Source organism: Stenotrophomonas sp. GD03877, assembly GCF_029840555.1.
In the GTDB taxonomy this organism is placed as follows: Bacteria; Pseudomonadota; Gammaproteobacteria; order Xanthomonadales; family Xanthomonadaceae; genus Stenotrophomonas; species Stenotrophomonas geniculata.
The window spans coordinates 202,920-217,460 of the sequence record NZ_JAOCCT010000004.1 but is presented as its reverse complement, the minus strand read 5'-3'; the positions used below and the strand labels follow the sequence as shown (position 1 = coordinate 217,460).

Sequence of the window (14,541 nt, the reverse complement as noted above, 5' to 3'; positions counted from 1 at the left end):
GAGACCAGGTCGGAAGAGGTGGGCAGAAGGCATTGAAGATCGCCGAGATCGGGTGTAGGCTCTCATCTAGGCGCCTGCCTGGGTTGTGAGTGGCCCAAAACTGGCATAGCGGTACCCAGCACGACAGCTGCCCATTTTCCAGTTCGGATGATCCGGGGCGCGTTGCGGGCAATCACTCATCGCGATGCGTCTAATTGCGGAGTCCGAGTGATGATCAAGATCTCTACCGTCGCCTATCAGGCGCGTTCCGCCCTGCGTTCGCTGGGCATACCGGTCGTACATGTCAGCGCCCTTGAGCTGGTCGCAGCTTCAATCGGCTACGGCACTTATGCAGCGTTGAAGCTCGATGCCTCTTTGGACGTGGAAGACCTGTTTCCCGAGGCTGAGCATGTCGTTCTGCAAGCCGATGCCGTGAAGTGGCGGTTGAAGGACCTAGGACTGGATGAGCAGATGGCGAGTACGGTAAGCCTAGCCATCCGTGACGCATTCGCCCAGAACGCCCAGGCCAAGGAGAACCCATGCCATTTCTATACCTCGATGGACGACTTCCGGGACTTCATCTTCCAGGACGTCCAAGAACAGGCTGCCGGTGATAGCCATATAGCCGATGCCTACGCAGAGACTAATGCCTACATCGACGAGTTTTACACCAATGACTTCGAGTTTGAGCCACTGGCTAAGACTGACGAAGAATGGACGCTGTTAGCGTCTGGCTCGCATACCGGTGAACTTGACGAGGATCGACCCTACAGCGGGCATGCGGGCAACTTCACTGCCATCTACACTTTCAAGAAGGATGGTCGGTGCGGCCTGGTCTTGCTGGACTTGGAGTTCGGCGTTGATTTCGATCGCAGCTATGATCGAGATGACTATGAGTAGAGGCAAGAGATAGTTGGGCTAGGGGGGGGTAAGGGACTACCCCGCCAGCACTCTGATCACCACGAAATGCTCCCATCCCCCCGCAGAGGCGCACCCTATGAGGCCAGAACACGGATCGGTGCATAGTGAGCCACCAGCATCTTGGTCTCTCCGCTGTCGAACCGAACGTGATAGACGCGATTGTCTACCCATCTCTCAAAGGTGCCGGGTCCAAAGGTATCGTGATGCACGCGCACTCCCTCACGCAGACTGGCTAGCGAGCCGATCGGTGTCTCGGCAGGCCGGCGCACAGCACCGCGGGGCAGGCGAGTGAAGGCCCAGTCTTTGGCAAAGGGGAAGCGCTTGAAGTACTCATTGGCAACCGCGGGCGATTCGAGCGGGACGCTTTCAAATGGCCCCTCGTTCTCAATGGCCTCGGCAGCGTAGCGCGCCACCGCCAGGTCCATCTCCCAAAGAAATGGAGATGTCGGGCATTCGAAGCCGCGTTTGGCATCAGACTTGATGTCCTTGATAGCGTTGTCGAAGTCTGAATCTACCGGATGGATCAGATAGAGCTCTTCGACCGCGCGCGTCATGGCGACATAGAACAATCGCCTTTCGGCCTCAAGTTCTTCCTGGGTGATGTGATCGCGAGGGAAGGACCGGGCGGCCAGCCCTGGAAGCATCACGATCGGCCACTGCGCCCCCTTGGCACGGTGAATCGAGCCGATCCATACATGGGGAACAGAAGGGGGATCCAAGTTGGTAGAGTCGATGAGGGGATCAATATCGTCCAGGAACTCTGCAATCGTGCCCTCGTGCTTTGCCGCCAAAGCGCGGAATGCAGCCACATTGGCCAAGATGGTTTCCGCGACTTCTGCCGTGGGGGACTGTTTGATGATCGACTTGTCGAAGCTGGTACCGCTGAGATAGCGGTCCAGCAGCTGCACTGGCTTCTCGTAGGGATCAGTGCAGGTGGCGATGATATCCAGCAGATCGGCCCTGTCCCTGATCTGGTCCGCCTGGAAGGGTTGAAGCTGCGGTGTGATCGCCGAGCGCACGGCCTCGGACAGGTGATCTGGCTGTTCCAGGGATCGATCGATGACGGCATGTATAGCCTCCTTGCTCAGGTAGAGCGCCGGTCGCCATAACAAACTGTTGATCACGAACCGGGCTTCGTCCGTTGGCAGGTTCTTCCATCGGCCCGATGCCAGCTGCAGCACGCCCACCATCGCGCTGATCTCTGGAATCCGCTGCAACGGAGGCCGGCCGTAAACGAAGTAGGGGATGCCATGCTGGTGCAGCTCAAGCTCCAGAGCCACGGCCACACTGTAGGTTCGCACCAGGATGGCGATTTCATCAGGCTTGAACCCGTCAGCCAGGCTGGCTGAGACAAGCTCTCCGAATCCGGCGGTGCCCAATGCCAGCCCAAACGAGTGAATCCGGGTCTTGGGAGTAGTAGGAGCTGAGATGCTGATCTTGGGGTTGCGATTGGCGTTTCGTGTAATGACGTGGCTTGCTGCCAAGCTCAAGGTGTGGCCGAAGCGGAAGGTATGCGGCAAGGTATAGCGGGTGGCTCCAGAGAAATCCCGCTCGAAGCCACGCGTGATGTAGTCGGGCTTGGCTCCTCGCCATTCGTAGATGGCCTGATCCTCGTCGCCGCAGAGCATGACCTTGGCGCGGGTACCCGCAAGCATCTTCAAAAGCTCAATCTGAATTCCATTGACGTCCTGAGCCTCATCGACGATGAGGTGATCGACCTTATTGGCAATCAATCGCTGATACTCGGGGTGGCGTAGTAGCAGCTTGACCGGGTCATAGACCTGGTCTTCGAAGAACCGAATCTTCATCTTGATTCGTTGCTGCTCGTAAAGCCTGAAGGCATCAGGGAAGCCCAGCGCTGACTTGCCATAGGGTCGGCTATCAAAGACTTCCTCGGCTGAACGAACTTCGGATTTGACCAACAAAATGAAGCTGATGAACTCGTCGATCAGTTCCTTATCGGGAGCAGCATCGTCGCCATTGATGCTCTTGAAGACGCGGGTGAACACCTGGGCGGCGATCTTTGCGCGCTGGAAATCCTTCTCTACGATCTTGGCGTCGGGCAGCAGTCCCTGGCTGACCAAGCGCTGGACGATCTTGTTGCCCATGGAGTTGAACGTGCGGATCTCAGGCGCAGGTCCTGCAATCGCCTTTTGGCACCGCTTCTGGAATGCTTCCCTAGCATCTCGATTGAACATGACCACGGCGATCTGGGCTGGGGTGTGCTCCTTGAGGAGCTGGCGAACCCGTCCAACCAGCGTTTCCGTCTTTCCCGATCCGGCCACAGCCGAGACGACCGCATGCCCCTCACCGTGCTCGATGACCTTGATCTGTTCGGGCGTGTAGCTGCGTTCTGCCATTGGTCACCTGGCTTTAAAGGGGGGTGAAGTTGATCAGTCTGGCCTTGCCAAGCGCATTTCGCTTCTCTCGATGCGCCTGTAGTATCGAAACATCAATCTTCGAATGGCGCTCCTTGCAGCCGTCGAACCCGGGGCGGATCGCCTTTAGCTTCTCCACGAGCTCCGACATCAATGTTGCGTCCAACGCATCTAGGAATCAGCCCCCGTCGGAGATTCAGGCAACCTGGGAGGCGGCGCTGTGGTGGTCGACCTTGCTGCGCCTTCCAACATTCGCGCCGCCGGGTTGGTTTCGGCCGCGCCGGCTTGATAGTAGCCGATGACACTGACCACCGATCGGTGATCGGTCATTGCCATAATGGCGGGCAGGGCAATTCCTTGCCGGGCGCCTTCGGTTACGAAACCCGATCGTAAGCTGTGGCCGCCAAAGTTTCCTACCAACCCGGCGGCGCGTGCGCGATTCTGGATGATGGTGGCTACTGACTTGGGTGACAAGCCGGCCCCAACTTTCCCGCGCGTCAGCTGGCGGAAGAGGGCGCCCTCCTGCAGCCCTGCCGCTTCGATCCAGGCGCGCAGCGCTTCGGCCGGTGGACCCAACAAGGGCTTGTCCGGCGAACCACCGGCTTTGACCCCGTCCTGCAGCGTTTTGCCGACATCCAGGTGGTAGAGGTAACCGCCGTCGATCGGTGCAAGCTTGCTCAAGGTGGCATGGGCCGTTTCGCTCCGACGGCGCCCACCACTGGCAAAAGCGAAGTAGAGCAGGGCACGATCCCGCTTCCCAACGAGATCCTCGCCACAGGTCGCAATCATCGCCATCAGTTCGGTCGCAGTGATCGCTGTCTTCTTGCTCGGCCGCTCGCCGCGCTTATGCGCGGCGCGACGGCCCTTAGCCAACAGTTGCCGCACCTCGCTGCTTTCGCAGGGATTGGCCAGTTTGAGCAGTTGATGGGCACTGGAGAGCACCGCAACGCGGTGGACGATGGTCGACAGCTTGAGCGGCCCTGGACGCTGCTTGAATTTGCCTTCCACCAGAAGCACATCCAATGCCGGCGGCAGCTCCCAGGCCTGGGCATCGCCTGAGCGCCGGGCCAGATGATCGATGATGAACTGGATCACACAAGGCGCGTCCACCGGCATGGCGATGACCACGCCGTAGCGGCCTTGGTACCAGGCTGCCCAGTAGCGCAAGGCGGTGGCGTAACTGCGCGTGGTGTTGGCCGAGGCCGCTTCGGCGAAGACTTCGCGCACGGCGTCCGCCGAGGACTGCGATAGCTGCGCTACGGTCGGATTGGCAGGAGCCGCGGTGGTCAGAGCTGGCAGAAGGTCGCTCATAAGCTATTGAAAATAGAGCGTAAAAATATCTTGAGTTCCGATAAATATATCTTATCGGAACCATCAGAACATAGGGTAGGGGCTCGTTCAACCGCTTTCCACACAAATCACTCAACCATCCGTTGCGTGACATGCATCACGCTTACTATGATCGCGCGGACACACTTGGTGTCAGGCTCGAGGGATCGAAATGGCTGTCTATGTCGTCACCTGGAACTTGAATCGCGAAGCCAACTACGACGCAAAGCGCACAGCGTTTCTCAAGCAAGTCAACCAATATCAGAACGTTGCAGATCCCGGACTGGAGTCAGTTCGTTGGATTTCAACGAACCTAACACCCGACGCGCTCACAGATGATCTTAAGCATCCGCTCGATAAGAACGACAGACTTTTCGTAGCGCGCATCACCACCGGCAGCCACCAAGGCTGGTTGAACAAGGCGACCTGGGATTGGATCAACCAGCGACTGTGACGTCACAAAGGCTTTCCAGTGGCGTCTTCCTAGGCGCCACTCCATCTCGGTCACCGTAACGGAATCCGCCGCTCTGCTCGCCAGATCTGCAGCAGAGAGACCACTAAGCTGCCCCAGAATTCAAGCAGGCGAGGATTGCCGGGCCCGGCTAGACGGGACGCCCCTGATCGTTACCCCAGGCCGCTGAGGTGGCTCAGAAATGAAGCTGATGGTCATAGCCGTCTCCTGAAGTAGATGCTCTCGAAGGCGCGTGGCTAAAGCGCCTTGGCAACATCATTGGGGATGCACCAGATTCGCGCCCCGCCATTGGCGATACGCCAAGATCACAGCGAGTCATTGGGACTGCACGTAGCTCAGTGCATCAATTGCTACAAGTTGCCTCACAAGCTGCCCTAAATTCGCAGCGCTCAACACCTGGTTCGCACAAGACGTAAGCTGAGCGAACTCGGCGCTGGACAATGCAACTTCTGTGTCGGTCATGGGTATCTTCCTATTCTGATTGGCATCGATAGCAAGCTCGCAGTGCAGTCTAAGGCCAAGCTGTCCCAACGGCTGAGATCCAGCATCGTTGCGGCTTGCCCCTGCGTGGGCGGTGTGCGCGGCTAGCCGTGGACTTGCCGGATCGGATCCAACTAATGTCGCTACTTGCCTGGATCTAGCCCGTGTCGGCCCAAACTCGTGCCCGTATCGCGCGTGCATCCGGCTACAAAACGAAGAAGTAGCACTTTTACCTGGCGGGATCGCCTCCAAAAAGGCGAATCGAATCGCCCGAGTTCCTCCAGCTGAGCCAGTTGCGCGCCAACTAAGAGCGCTACTTATGTGATAGGGGTGCCAACTTCAGAGAAGTAACGCTGATACGTTGAGCGGCGAAGCACTTTTAGTTGGGGCGGCTATTGGAGATGCAACAGATTCGCGACGCACCATTGGTGATGCACCAAGATCACAGCGAGTCATTGGGACTGCACGTAGCTCAGCGCATCAATTGCTACAAGTTGCCGCGCAAGCTGCCCCAAATTCGCAGCGCTCAACAGGTGCCGGGGCAGCGGCAAGAGCCGTGCCAGCCAGCCCCGGATGAGCTTGAACATAATATACAGAATGGGTCAGTAGACCCCCGCTAACCGCCTGAGTTTGGGCGGTTTTTGCGTTTCCGATGCTGGGCAACGACAGCGCCACCAGCGCGACGACCGCAGCCGCCGCGCTCAGCCTGTCCAGCATGAGACGCCACAAGGCACGCTCGGTCGCAGTCTGCGCACGTTCCGCGTGGAGCATGGCAATCCACGTGGGCCCATCGAGCTTTGCCAGGGCGCACATCTGCGCAATTCGCTCATCCGGGATCGGATGGCGCCCATGTCGCCACGAACTGACCATCGCTCGCGTAAGCCCGATCTTCTGCGCCAGAACGTTGTCGGACGGGAAGTTGCAAGCGGCCTTCACTTTGTCAAGCAGATCGTTGGCGGTATCCATGGTTAGCAATCCTTGACAGGGGTGTATAGCGCGACTATACATGCCCCTGTGTTTGGCGTGGCTAAACACCCCGCCACCGGCACCCCAAGGCCGCTGGCGGGTTCTCTTGGGGCTTGGGGTAGGGGGCACACCATGGATTACTTGCTCGGCGCTATGGCTGTTGTGGCCGTCATCTACGCAGTCGTCCGACTGATCTTCGCGGACCTTTCGTATCGGAAGGGCGGCAAAAAGTGATCGACCCGTTCATCGCCTTCGTCCTGATCGGCGCCACTGTCGCCATCGCATACGGCGTTGCCACCTTCCCGCGCAAGGCCCGCGAACTGTTCGCGGCAACCGCGCCGAAGCCTGACGCAGAAGCCCAGGTCGTCACGCTCGCCAAGCTGGAAATCGCTGCTACCAAACGCGGCGATCTGCTGGCCGCTGCCAACTACGCCGAGCAACAGGAGGCCGCCCATGGTCGCTGAGTTCATGCGAGACCCGCTTGTTGTTGTCGTGCTGGGCGGGGTGCTGCTTACCGGCCTCTATTGGTCTCTTGTGTTCGTCCTGCGTTGCAAGGGTGGTCGCGATGGTCGGTGATCGCGCGGTGCTGGCCGGGTCGGGACTCCCCTCGTCTAACAGGGGAGTCAGTGAATTCAGGAACGCCGATGGAACCCTGACGGTCGGCATTGACTGGTTTTCCGCTTCCATCGACCTGCGCGCAGCGCTGGACGAACTTGCGTTCCGTGATGGCGACAGCTTCGAAGAGGTCCGCCAGTGGATTGAGTTCTCCCCGGAGAACGCGCGCATCGCGGCCCTGCAGGTGTTCTGCTGGTTCTTCGCCGGGCTTGGCCTTGAACTGGATGAAACAGCGGGCGGCGGTCGCTTCTACACGTGGCGCATCAAGATCATCGACGCGGCCAAGAAGTTCGTCGGGATGATCGAACTTGGCGGGGAGGAATGCCGCCGCGCGGACGGCACATATACCGCCCGCATCGAGCTAACCGGTGATGGATGCAAGGCGATAGGCGCAGCGCGCTGCGGCCATGCGCAGCGGTGGCTGGAGCTTCGAGCGAAGCTCGAAAGCTGCGCGGGAAGGATCACCCGTGTCGATGTGTGCGCCGATGACCTGGTGGGCGACTACCCATTGCGTATGGCGCAGAAGTGGTACGCCAATGGCGACTTCGACAACCGTGGTCAGCGCCCCAAAGCGCAGCTGGTGGACGACTACGACAGCGGTGACGGCAAGACGTTCTATGTCGGTGGCAAGAAGTCGGAAAAGCAGCTGCGCGTCTATGAGAAGGGCAGGGAGCAGGGCGACAAGAGTTCGCCGTGGGTGCGCTATGAGGCGCAGTTCCGCAACTCCAACCGCAAGGAGCTGCCGCTCGACATTCTGCGCGACCCGGCGTCCTACCTGCTCGGCGCCTATCCGGTCTTGTCCTTTCTGCGCTGCGTTGCCACGCGCATCGAAATCACGAAAGCCGCCGTTGAAGCGACGTGGAAGAGCGTTCGCCGCCACATCCGCCGCCAGTACGGCGCGGCCATCAACTTCATTTGCAAAAACTGTCCCGACGATCAGTCACTGCGGGCAGTAATGGAATCCTGCACTTCGCCATCGCTGCCGAAGTGGGTCACAGGCGACACAGCAGCGCATTGGCCCGAAATCGCGGCCGTACAGCCAACCTCAAAGGGGTAACAACGAATGAGCATCAAGATCACTGTCCTCAAGAATGAAATCGATGAACGCGTCGGCAGCTTCAAGAACGACAAGGGCGAAGACGTCAAGTTCACCACTCGCAAGCAGAAGGCCAAGCTGGAAACCGCAGGCTTCGCTTATCCATTTGACGTGCGCCTTGAGGATGGCCAGAGCGGCTACCCCGAAGGTGAGTACGAGCTCGATGTTGATTCCATGTTGCAGGTCAACAAGGGCGTTGCCTCGCTGAGCAAGTTCACCGTCCTGCGCATGGTGCCCAAGGCTGCACCGCGCGCCCCTGCGCAGGCCTAAGTCATGGCGCGGTACGTCTACGAATGCCTGCAATTCAACCAGCAGACCGGCACGTGTGAGCAGGCTGGATTCGTGCCGCGCACCGATATTCCCGCACTTACCACTGCCGAGGTGTCGGGAATCCTGTCCATGGTTGCGGTGTGTTTCGCCGTGGCATGGGCATACAAGCAGATAGGCAGATCCATCCGAAACTAACGAAGGGGAACACCATGGAACTCGACGCAACCGCCGCATTGACCGTTCTGGCAGCACTGTCCGCTGTCCTGGGCACCATCGGCGCGGCCAAGCTCGCACCGGCCGCAATCTCGGTCGGCTTCAAGTGGATCAAGGGCGCGATCTTCGGTTGATCGCTGTAACACGGGGCCGGGCAATCCGGCCCCTTTTCTATGGGGGATTCGTGATGCTGGGTCTATTCGTTCTCTGTGTCGGCAGTGCTGCGCTTTACATCGCGTTTGGTGACTGAGGTGCGCAGCATTGTCGCTTTAGTTCTCGTCGCGCTGCTCTCTTCGGTGATTCCGCGAGAGGCTTTTGCACAAGACCTGTCGTTCTGTACGCAGCTCGCGCACAAGTGTGATCAGGGCGCTGCGTTCGCTTCCGCATCTGCATATGCTGCTTTCAAAACTCAGGCTCCGAATAGGCAGGCTTGCGTTGTCCCTGGCTCTGGATCTTCTTACCTTGCGGGTTGGACGAATCCGGGCAATGTCTGTGGTACTGGGAACATCGCTGAGGGCACCTATTACCAATTCGTTTCGCCCTGCAGCGCCCGTCCTTATGAATCTGGCTGGGAGGGAAGCTCCACCCCCGGCATCGTGAACGTTTGCCATAACGGTTGCCTCTATGAGAGTTCGCTTGACCCGGAGGCAACCTCGGGGGTCGGCTATTTCCCGATGCCGAAAGTCTGCACCACCAACGACGCTCCAGAGCCCAAACCGGCCACGCCAGGCGGCGGTGACGATGGTGGTGGGACCGGTGGTGAAACGGGCGGTGGAGATGGTGATGGTGGCGGTGACGGCGGCGGTGACGGCGGTGGTGACGGCGATGGCGGTGGTGATGGTGGGGGCAACGGAGAGGGTGGCGGTAATGGCGATGGTGACGGCGATGGCAACAGCGACGGCGGGGGAGATGGCGACGGTGATGGTGACGGTGATGGCGAGAATCCCAGCCTTCCAGAGAACCCCACATACCCCGGCGACATTCCCATGCCATACGCAGATCCGCCGATTCCGAGCAGCTATCTCGGCCAATGGTCGAGCGGCCTTGGGGGTGGCTCCTGTCCTGCCGCGAAGGTCGTCACTGTTGGCCTCGGACCAGTCTCTACGTCCGTAAGTTTTGAGTTCAAGCCACTCTGTGATTTCGCGCTGATGATCAAGGGCTTGGTCATCGCCTGCGCCGCGATCGCAGCTGTATACATCGTTGCAGGAGTGCGCAAATAATGCCGTGGTTAGCAGCCTTCCTCGTCCAGCTTCTGGGCAATTCTCTCGCCCGCGTCCTCACTGGCGCTGGCCTCGGTCTCGCCACAGGCGCAGCCCTCTTGCCGCTCGTTAAGGGCGCACTGAATCTCATCACTCAGAAGTGGTCAGGCATCGCTGCCGATCTCGCCAATGTCATGCTCATGGCCGGGGCAGGGGAGGCCATCACCATGATCGGTTCCGCAATCGTGACCAAGGTTGTCATTGACGCGGGCAAGGTCGCTATTCAGAAGGCAGCTTCCAAATGATGTATTTGATTTCCGGTCAGCCCGGTAACGGCAAGACCTTGCGCGCAATGTCGATGGCTCTTGAGTTCTACGAGCAGAACCAGCAGCAGGTGAAGGAAGGTAAGGCGCAGCCGCGCCGATTCTTCACCAACATCGCGGGCGCCACAGCAGACGAGGGCGCCGACGCTTTCCCGTGGTTGGAGAAGCTGCCCGAACACAACGATTGGACACAGCTTCCGGACGGCTCTTTCGTGATCTACGACGAAGCGCATTCCGATGGCAACACTCAGGGCCTTGAGCGTTACGGCAAGCTGTTCCCGTCGACCGGAAAGCCGGGTGAATCCGATGATCCTCGGATCCGTGCCATGTCCACGCATCGGCATCGCGGTTTCGATCTTGTGTTCGTCACGCAATGGCCGAACAAGATTCACCATCAGGTGCGCACTCTCATCGGTTCGCACACGCACATGAATCGTTCGTTCGGCATGCAGCGGGCAGGCGTCCTTACGTGGTCCCGCGTCCAAAGTGATCCTTACGATGAAAAGGTGCGCGACAAGGCCGAAGAGGAAATCTGGGCTTACCCCAAAGCACTGTATAGCCGCTATCGCAGTGCGACGTTGCACACGGCCAGCCACAAGTTCAAGGTGCCTAAGAAGGTCTGGCAGGCGCTGTCCGTCACCATTGCGCTAGTCCTTGGTGTCTGGATGATCTATGCGTTCATCATCAAACCGCCAGCTGTACCAAAGAAGGTGGATCAGGGGGCCGGTGCTTTGCCGGCGGCTGGAGCCCTGGCGCCCTTGGGCGCGGGCGGGCCGGCGGCACGGCCCCTCAACCGTGACGAGTACATCGAACGTCACAAGCCGCGGATTGAATTTCAGCCGTGGTCTGCCCCCGCCTTCGATGATCGCAGTGTTCAATCACAGCCCGAGTTGTATTGCATGGCATCTGGCACCACCGAGCAGGACACAACGTGCACGTGCGTAACAGAGCAGGGCACCAAGGCCAAGATTTCGATCCCGGTATGCGTTGCGATCGCACGCGATGGCCCTGCCTACAATCCCTATCGCGCTCCCCGTCAGCAGTCCGAACCCGTTCGGGAAGAAGAATCCCGGAGTATTGCGAAGGCCGCTTCAACGGATTCGCCTGAGGCGGCCGCGCACGCGCTGATTGAGGTTGGCAAGCGTCCTATGGGCACATTCCCAGAGACGCCACCGTACCCGGCAAGCTTCTAACGTGATGCATCACGGGCGCAGGTCGAAGACACCTGCACCCAGCCGTTCTCAACCCTGCGGAAAGTTTGACCATTGATGCATCGATGACCCGGCGCAAGTTCCTTGGGCCTTGCTGCTCGTTCTGCGGCCTCGCGTTTTTTGCGCACTTCGGCCATGGGGACTTCTGGATACAGTTGCCTCGCGAGGGCCTCCCCGGCACGCTCTTGTTCTTTCATGGCTGCGTGTCCCGCAATCCCCAGGACACCACATGTGGCAAGCAGCAGAGCGCTGCCACCCACGAAGACCCCTAACGCCACCTTCCAAATCAACCCCGTTGAATTCGCCATCTATGGCACCCCCAAGTGATCCAGCGGCCATTCTACGGGGTGTAGGGGCGGCGCCCCTACGGAAGCGCCTCACACGCGCTGGTGAGGTCTCGGCCCCGGTACCGGCAGGACACCCGAAACGGGATCGGCGTCAGGACCAGCCATCACAGTGGAAGACCGCTTTGCGCGGCGATGGGCAACCTCAGCCAGGTCAACGATGCCTGCACGCCCGAATGGCCGTTTCTGACCACCTCGGGCAATCTCCATCATTCGGCGCCACTCCTGCGCCTGTGCGGCCAGAAGGGACAGCCAAGCAAGGTCCTGCGGTTCCAGCTCGCGGCCTTCGGGTGTGACCAGTCGGCCACCCTTAAACGAAAAACCGGCCCAAGGGCCGGTTAGGTTGCGATCACGCACAATCAGGCTCCATGCCACAGCAGGGCCAAGGGTCGAGGCAAGCCCCGTGCCAGTCTGGTCCAGATGCTTCGAACATAATATACATTATGCGAAATCACGTATTCGCCGGATCTGGGCCTTTGTTGGCTCTGCGTGGCAATGGCTGGGCCTCTGGCTCGGCTCTTGCCTGCGCCCCCTGGCTAGCTCGCAGAACGCGACTTGCGCGGAGTCAGCGGACTGGCCTCCGGCGCAAATGAAGCCGGACCGTTCTTTCGTGTGCCCTGGAAGGCGGCACAGCGCTATTGTTTTTGGCGTCTGCGAGCCGCAGGCGGACGAACTTCTTTGGATCGCTTGAGCGCCACTTCCAGCTGAGCTGGCAAATTTCGAAGCCCTGAAAGTTGACCCTCAAGCGCGTCACATTTGCCGCGCGGGATATCGGCAGACTGACTGGCCGTGGCGGCCACTGATTGGGCGGCCTGGATGTCCTGACGCAGCTGCTTCTCAAGTGCCCTGTGTTGTTCGGATGCCTTGCTTTGCTGCACCTGGAGTTCCTTCACCTCCTGGCGGGCTCGATCCACGTCGCTGAGCGCTCGATTCTCGACAGATCTGACGTACTCGGCCCAGTCCTCCCGCTCAGATTTCGCCGTCTCTAGGGCCTCGTGAAGCCGGACGTCGAGTTGCTGTCTCGCTGTTTCGATTCGGTCGGCTCTTCGACGCTCGAGGTCGCGCTGCTCTGCAAGTTCAGAGATCTGTAGCTGAAGCTGGTCGACCAGGTGCTGTAGCTCTGAAGCTTGGGTCGTTGCAATTCTCTCCCCGGTGAATGCAACGTCACGCTCTGCACGCATTTGCGCCAGCTCTTCAGCCACAAGTCGGGAACTGGCCTCCAGCGCATCACGCTCGGAAGCTAGGGCCCGCTCGGACGATGCAAGCTCTCGACGGGCGGCCTCCTGGGCATGCTTCAGCGCCAACTCCCACCATTGCCCGGCGAGTTCTGCCAACACCGCTGGCGCATCTTCCAGGTTCGGACGCGCTGGCTGCAGGCGCGTGCCAAGTCGGTTCCACCATGTTTCCAGCCAGCGGGTCACCGTGTTCGGCGAGCCTGTCCCCAGGTGAGCCCGGATCCGCTCTACGGTTGGGCGTTCGCCCTTGGCGACCAACTCGTCAGCGGCGGTATGGACGTCAGTTTCGGTGATGCCGCGGGCCATGCGAAGTCTCCTGTACTGGCACCCTACTCTGCTGATAACGTACTCGCGATAAGTGATGATTATCGTGGGTATGGCCGTCTAAACGTAGCGTACATTACATAGTATGAAAGAAATTTATACAATTCCCGCGCTTGCCGCGACGGCCGCCTGTCTAGCACTGCCCGAACAGCTGGCCCAACAGGCTGCCGATGCGGTCCGAGAGCTGCTGGCCGAAGCCGCGGCCGAGAACACCGCCCGCAGCTACACCAGCGCCCTGCGCTACTGGGCCGGCTGGCACGCGGCGCGCTACGGCATCGAGCTGACCTTGCCGGTACCCGAAGCCACCGTGCTCCAGTTCGTAGTCGATCACGTACAGCGCCGCTCGACCGACGGCGAATTGGCCTGGGAACTTCCACCAGCTGTCGACCAGGCCTTGGTGGCCGCTGGCCTCAAAGCCAAGGACGGCCCGTGGACCTTGGCCACCGTGCACCATCGCGTTGCCGTGCTCTCCACCGCGCACCGACTCAAGCACATGGCCAATCCGTGCGAGCAGCCGGCAATCCGCACCGTGCTCAGTCGCGCAGCGCGGGCCGCGGTCAAGCGCGGCGAGCGCCCACGCAAGAAGACTGCGATCACCCTGGCCGAGCTGGAGGCCATGTTGGCCACCTGCGACGACAGCCTGGAAGGAATTCGGGATCGCGCCCTACTCTGCTTCGGGTTCGCTAGTGGCGGCCGTCGGCGCAGCGAGATCGCCGCTGCCGACCTGCGCGACCTGCGCCGGATTGGCGAGGCGGGCTATATCTACCGGCTGGAGCACAGTAAGACCCAGCAGGCCGGGGCTACTGCTACCTCGACCCCGGACAAGCCGGTGCTCGATCGGGCCGCCCTCGCCCTGCAGGACTGGCTGGACGCAGCCGGGATCACCGAAGGGGCGATCTTCCGGCGGCTCTGGAAACAGCGGGTCGGCCCTGCCTTGTCTCCGGCGGCTGTGGGTGAGATTGTCCAGCGGCGGGCTCGCCTCGCCGGACTGGAGGGCGATTTTGGCGGGCACAGCCTGCGGTCGGGGTTCGTGACCGAAGCTAGCCGGCAAGGCGTGGCGCTGCCGGCGATCATGCAGCTGACCGAGCACCGGTCGGTGTCGAGTGTCGTCGGGTATTTTCAGACTGGCGGAGCCACAGCTAACCCCGCTGCTCGACTGCTAGAAGACTGAAGGGAAATCTCCACG

Annotated in this window: 16 protein-coding genes; 11 read left to right on the top strand and 5 right to left on the bottom strand. The window is 60.2% G+C overall.

Annotated elements, in window-relative coordinates:
* Window positions 1-210 precede the first annotated feature (210 nt).
* A complete protein-coding gene (locus N5D20_RS04630) occupies window positions 211-879 on the top strand; it encodes a hypothetical protein (protein ID WP_197578888.1) in 669 nt (222 codons plus the stop codon).
* Between the two features lie 95 nt (window positions 880-974).
* On the opposite strand, the gene N5D20_RS04625 is transcribed toward N5D20_RS04630, so the two are convergent.
* Together N5D20_RS04625 and N5D20_RS04620 are read right to left on the bottom strand one after the other, a co-directional pair.
* Window positions 975-3,260 carry an ATP-dependent helicase gene (locus N5D20_RS04625; RefSeq protein ID WP_279914786.1) on the bottom strand — a complete coding sequence of 762 codons (2,286 nt, stop codon included), beginning with the start codon at window positions 3,258-3,260 and terminating at the stop codon, window positions 975-977.
* A gap of 189 nt (window positions 3,261-3,449) precedes the next feature.
* On the bottom strand, window positions 3,450-4,589 hold the full coding sequence (locus N5D20_RS04620) for a site-specific integrase (protein WP_197578890.1): 1,140 nt from the start codon (window positions 4,587-4,589) through the stop codon (window positions 3,450-3,452).
* A gap of 190 nt (window positions 4,590-4,779) precedes the next feature.
* Between N5D20_RS04620 and N5D20_RS04615 the strand changes: the two genes are divergently transcribed.
* Window positions 4,780-5,061 carry a hypothetical protein gene (locus N5D20_RS04615; RefSeq protein WP_197578891.1) on the top strand — a complete coding sequence of 94 codons (282 nt, stop codon included), beginning with the start codon at window positions 4,780-4,782 and terminating at the stop codon, window positions 5,059-5,061.
* A gap of 978 nt (window positions 5,062-6,039) precedes the next feature.
* Here N5D20_RS04615 and N5D20_RS04610 read toward each other — a convergent pair.
* The gene (locus N5D20_RS04610) at window positions 6,040-6,525 is read right to left on the bottom strand and encodes a DUF3693 domain-containing protein (RefSeq protein ID WP_279914785.1); all 486 of its coding nucleotides are present in this window, start codon (window positions 6,523-6,525) and stop codon (window positions 6,040-6,042) included.
* A gap of 230 nt (window positions 6,526-6,755) precedes the next feature.
* On the opposite strand from N5D20_RS04610, the gene N5D20_RS04605 reads away from it, so the two are divergent.
* The 8 genes from N5D20_RS04605 to N5D20_RS04570 all read left to right on the top strand — a co-directional run bounded on the left by N5D20_RS04605 (window position 6,756) and on the right by N5D20_RS04570 (window position 11,434).
* Window positions 6,756-6,989, top strand: a complete 234-nt coding sequence (locus N5D20_RS04605) for a hypothetical protein (RefSeq protein ID WP_279914784.1) — start codon at window positions 6,756-6,758, stop codon at window positions 6,987-6,989.
* A complete protein-coding gene (locus tag N5D20_RS04600; protein WP_279914783.1) occupies window positions 6,979-7,101 on the top strand; it encodes a hypothetical protein in 123 nt (40 codons plus the stop codon). The genes N5D20_RS04605 and N5D20_RS04600 overlap by 11 nt, the downstream gene beginning before the upstream one ends.
* Window positions 7,091-8,197, top strand: a complete 1,107-nt coding sequence (locus N5D20_RS04595) for a replication initiation factor domain-containing protein (RefSeq protein ID WP_279914782.1) — start codon at window positions 7,091-7,093, stop codon at window positions 8,195-8,197. The genes N5D20_RS04600 and N5D20_RS04595 overlap by 11 nt, the downstream gene beginning before the upstream one ends.
* 6 nt (window positions 8,198-8,203) lie before the next feature.
* Window positions 8,204-8,506, top strand: a complete 303-nt coding sequence (locus N5D20_RS04590; RefSeq protein ID WP_279914781.1) for a single-stranded DNA-binding protein — start codon at window positions 8,204-8,206, stop codon at window positions 8,504-8,506.
* Between the two features lie 209 nt (window positions 8,507-8,715).
* Complete coding sequence (locus N5D20_RS04585; protein WP_279914780.1) at window positions 8,716-8,853, top strand: major capsid protein; 138 nt, start codon at window positions 8,716-8,718, stop codon at window positions 8,851-8,853.
* Between the two features lie 117 nt (window positions 8,854-8,970).
* Window positions 8,971-9,939 (top strand): virulence factor TspB C-terminal domain-related protein, encoded by a 969-nt coding sequence (locus N5D20_RS04580; RefSeq protein ID WP_279914779.1) that lies wholly within the window; start codon window positions 8,971-8,973, stop codon window positions 9,937-9,939.
* Complete coding sequence (locus tag N5D20_RS04575) at window positions 9,939-10,223, top strand: DUF2523 domain-containing protein (protein ID WP_279914778.1); 285 nt, start codon at window positions 9,939-9,941, stop codon at window positions 10,221-10,223. The genes N5D20_RS04580 and N5D20_RS04575 overlap by 1 nt, the downstream gene beginning before the upstream one ends.
* Window positions 10,220-11,434, top strand: coding sequence for a zonular occludens toxin domain-containing protein (locus N5D20_RS04570; protein ID WP_279914777.1), 1,215 nt, complete (start codon window positions 10,220-10,222; stop codon window positions 11,432-11,434). The genes N5D20_RS04575 and N5D20_RS04570 overlap by 4 nt, the downstream gene beginning before the upstream one ends.
* Window positions 11,435-11,829: 395 nt before the next feature.
* Here the strand turns inward: N5D20_RS04570 and N5D20_RS04565 are convergent, their stop codons facing one another.
* Together N5D20_RS04565 and N5D20_RS04560 are read right to left on the bottom strand one after the other, a co-directional pair.
* Window positions 11,830-12,153, bottom strand: a complete 324-nt coding sequence (locus N5D20_RS04565) for a DUF3653 domain-containing protein (RefSeq protein ID WP_279914776.1) — start codon at window positions 12,151-12,153, stop codon at window positions 11,830-11,832.
* 278 nt (window positions 12,154-12,431) lie between these two features.
* Window positions 12,432-13,337 carry a DNA-binding protein gene (locus tag N5D20_RS04560; RefSeq protein ID WP_197578892.1) on the bottom strand — a complete coding sequence of 302 codons (906 nt, stop codon included), beginning with the start codon at window positions 13,335-13,337 and terminating at the stop codon, window positions 12,432-12,434.
* A gap of 103 nt (window positions 13,338-13,440) precedes the next feature.
* Here N5D20_RS04560 and N5D20_RS04555 point away from each other — a divergent pair, with 103 nt between their 5' ends.
* Window positions 13,441-14,526 carry a site-specific integrase gene (locus N5D20_RS04555; RefSeq protein ID WP_197578893.1) on the top strand — a complete coding sequence of 362 codons (1,086 nt, stop codon included), beginning with the start codon at window positions 13,441-13,443 and terminating at the stop codon, window positions 14,524-14,526.
* Window positions 14,527-14,541 lie beyond the last annotated feature (15 nt).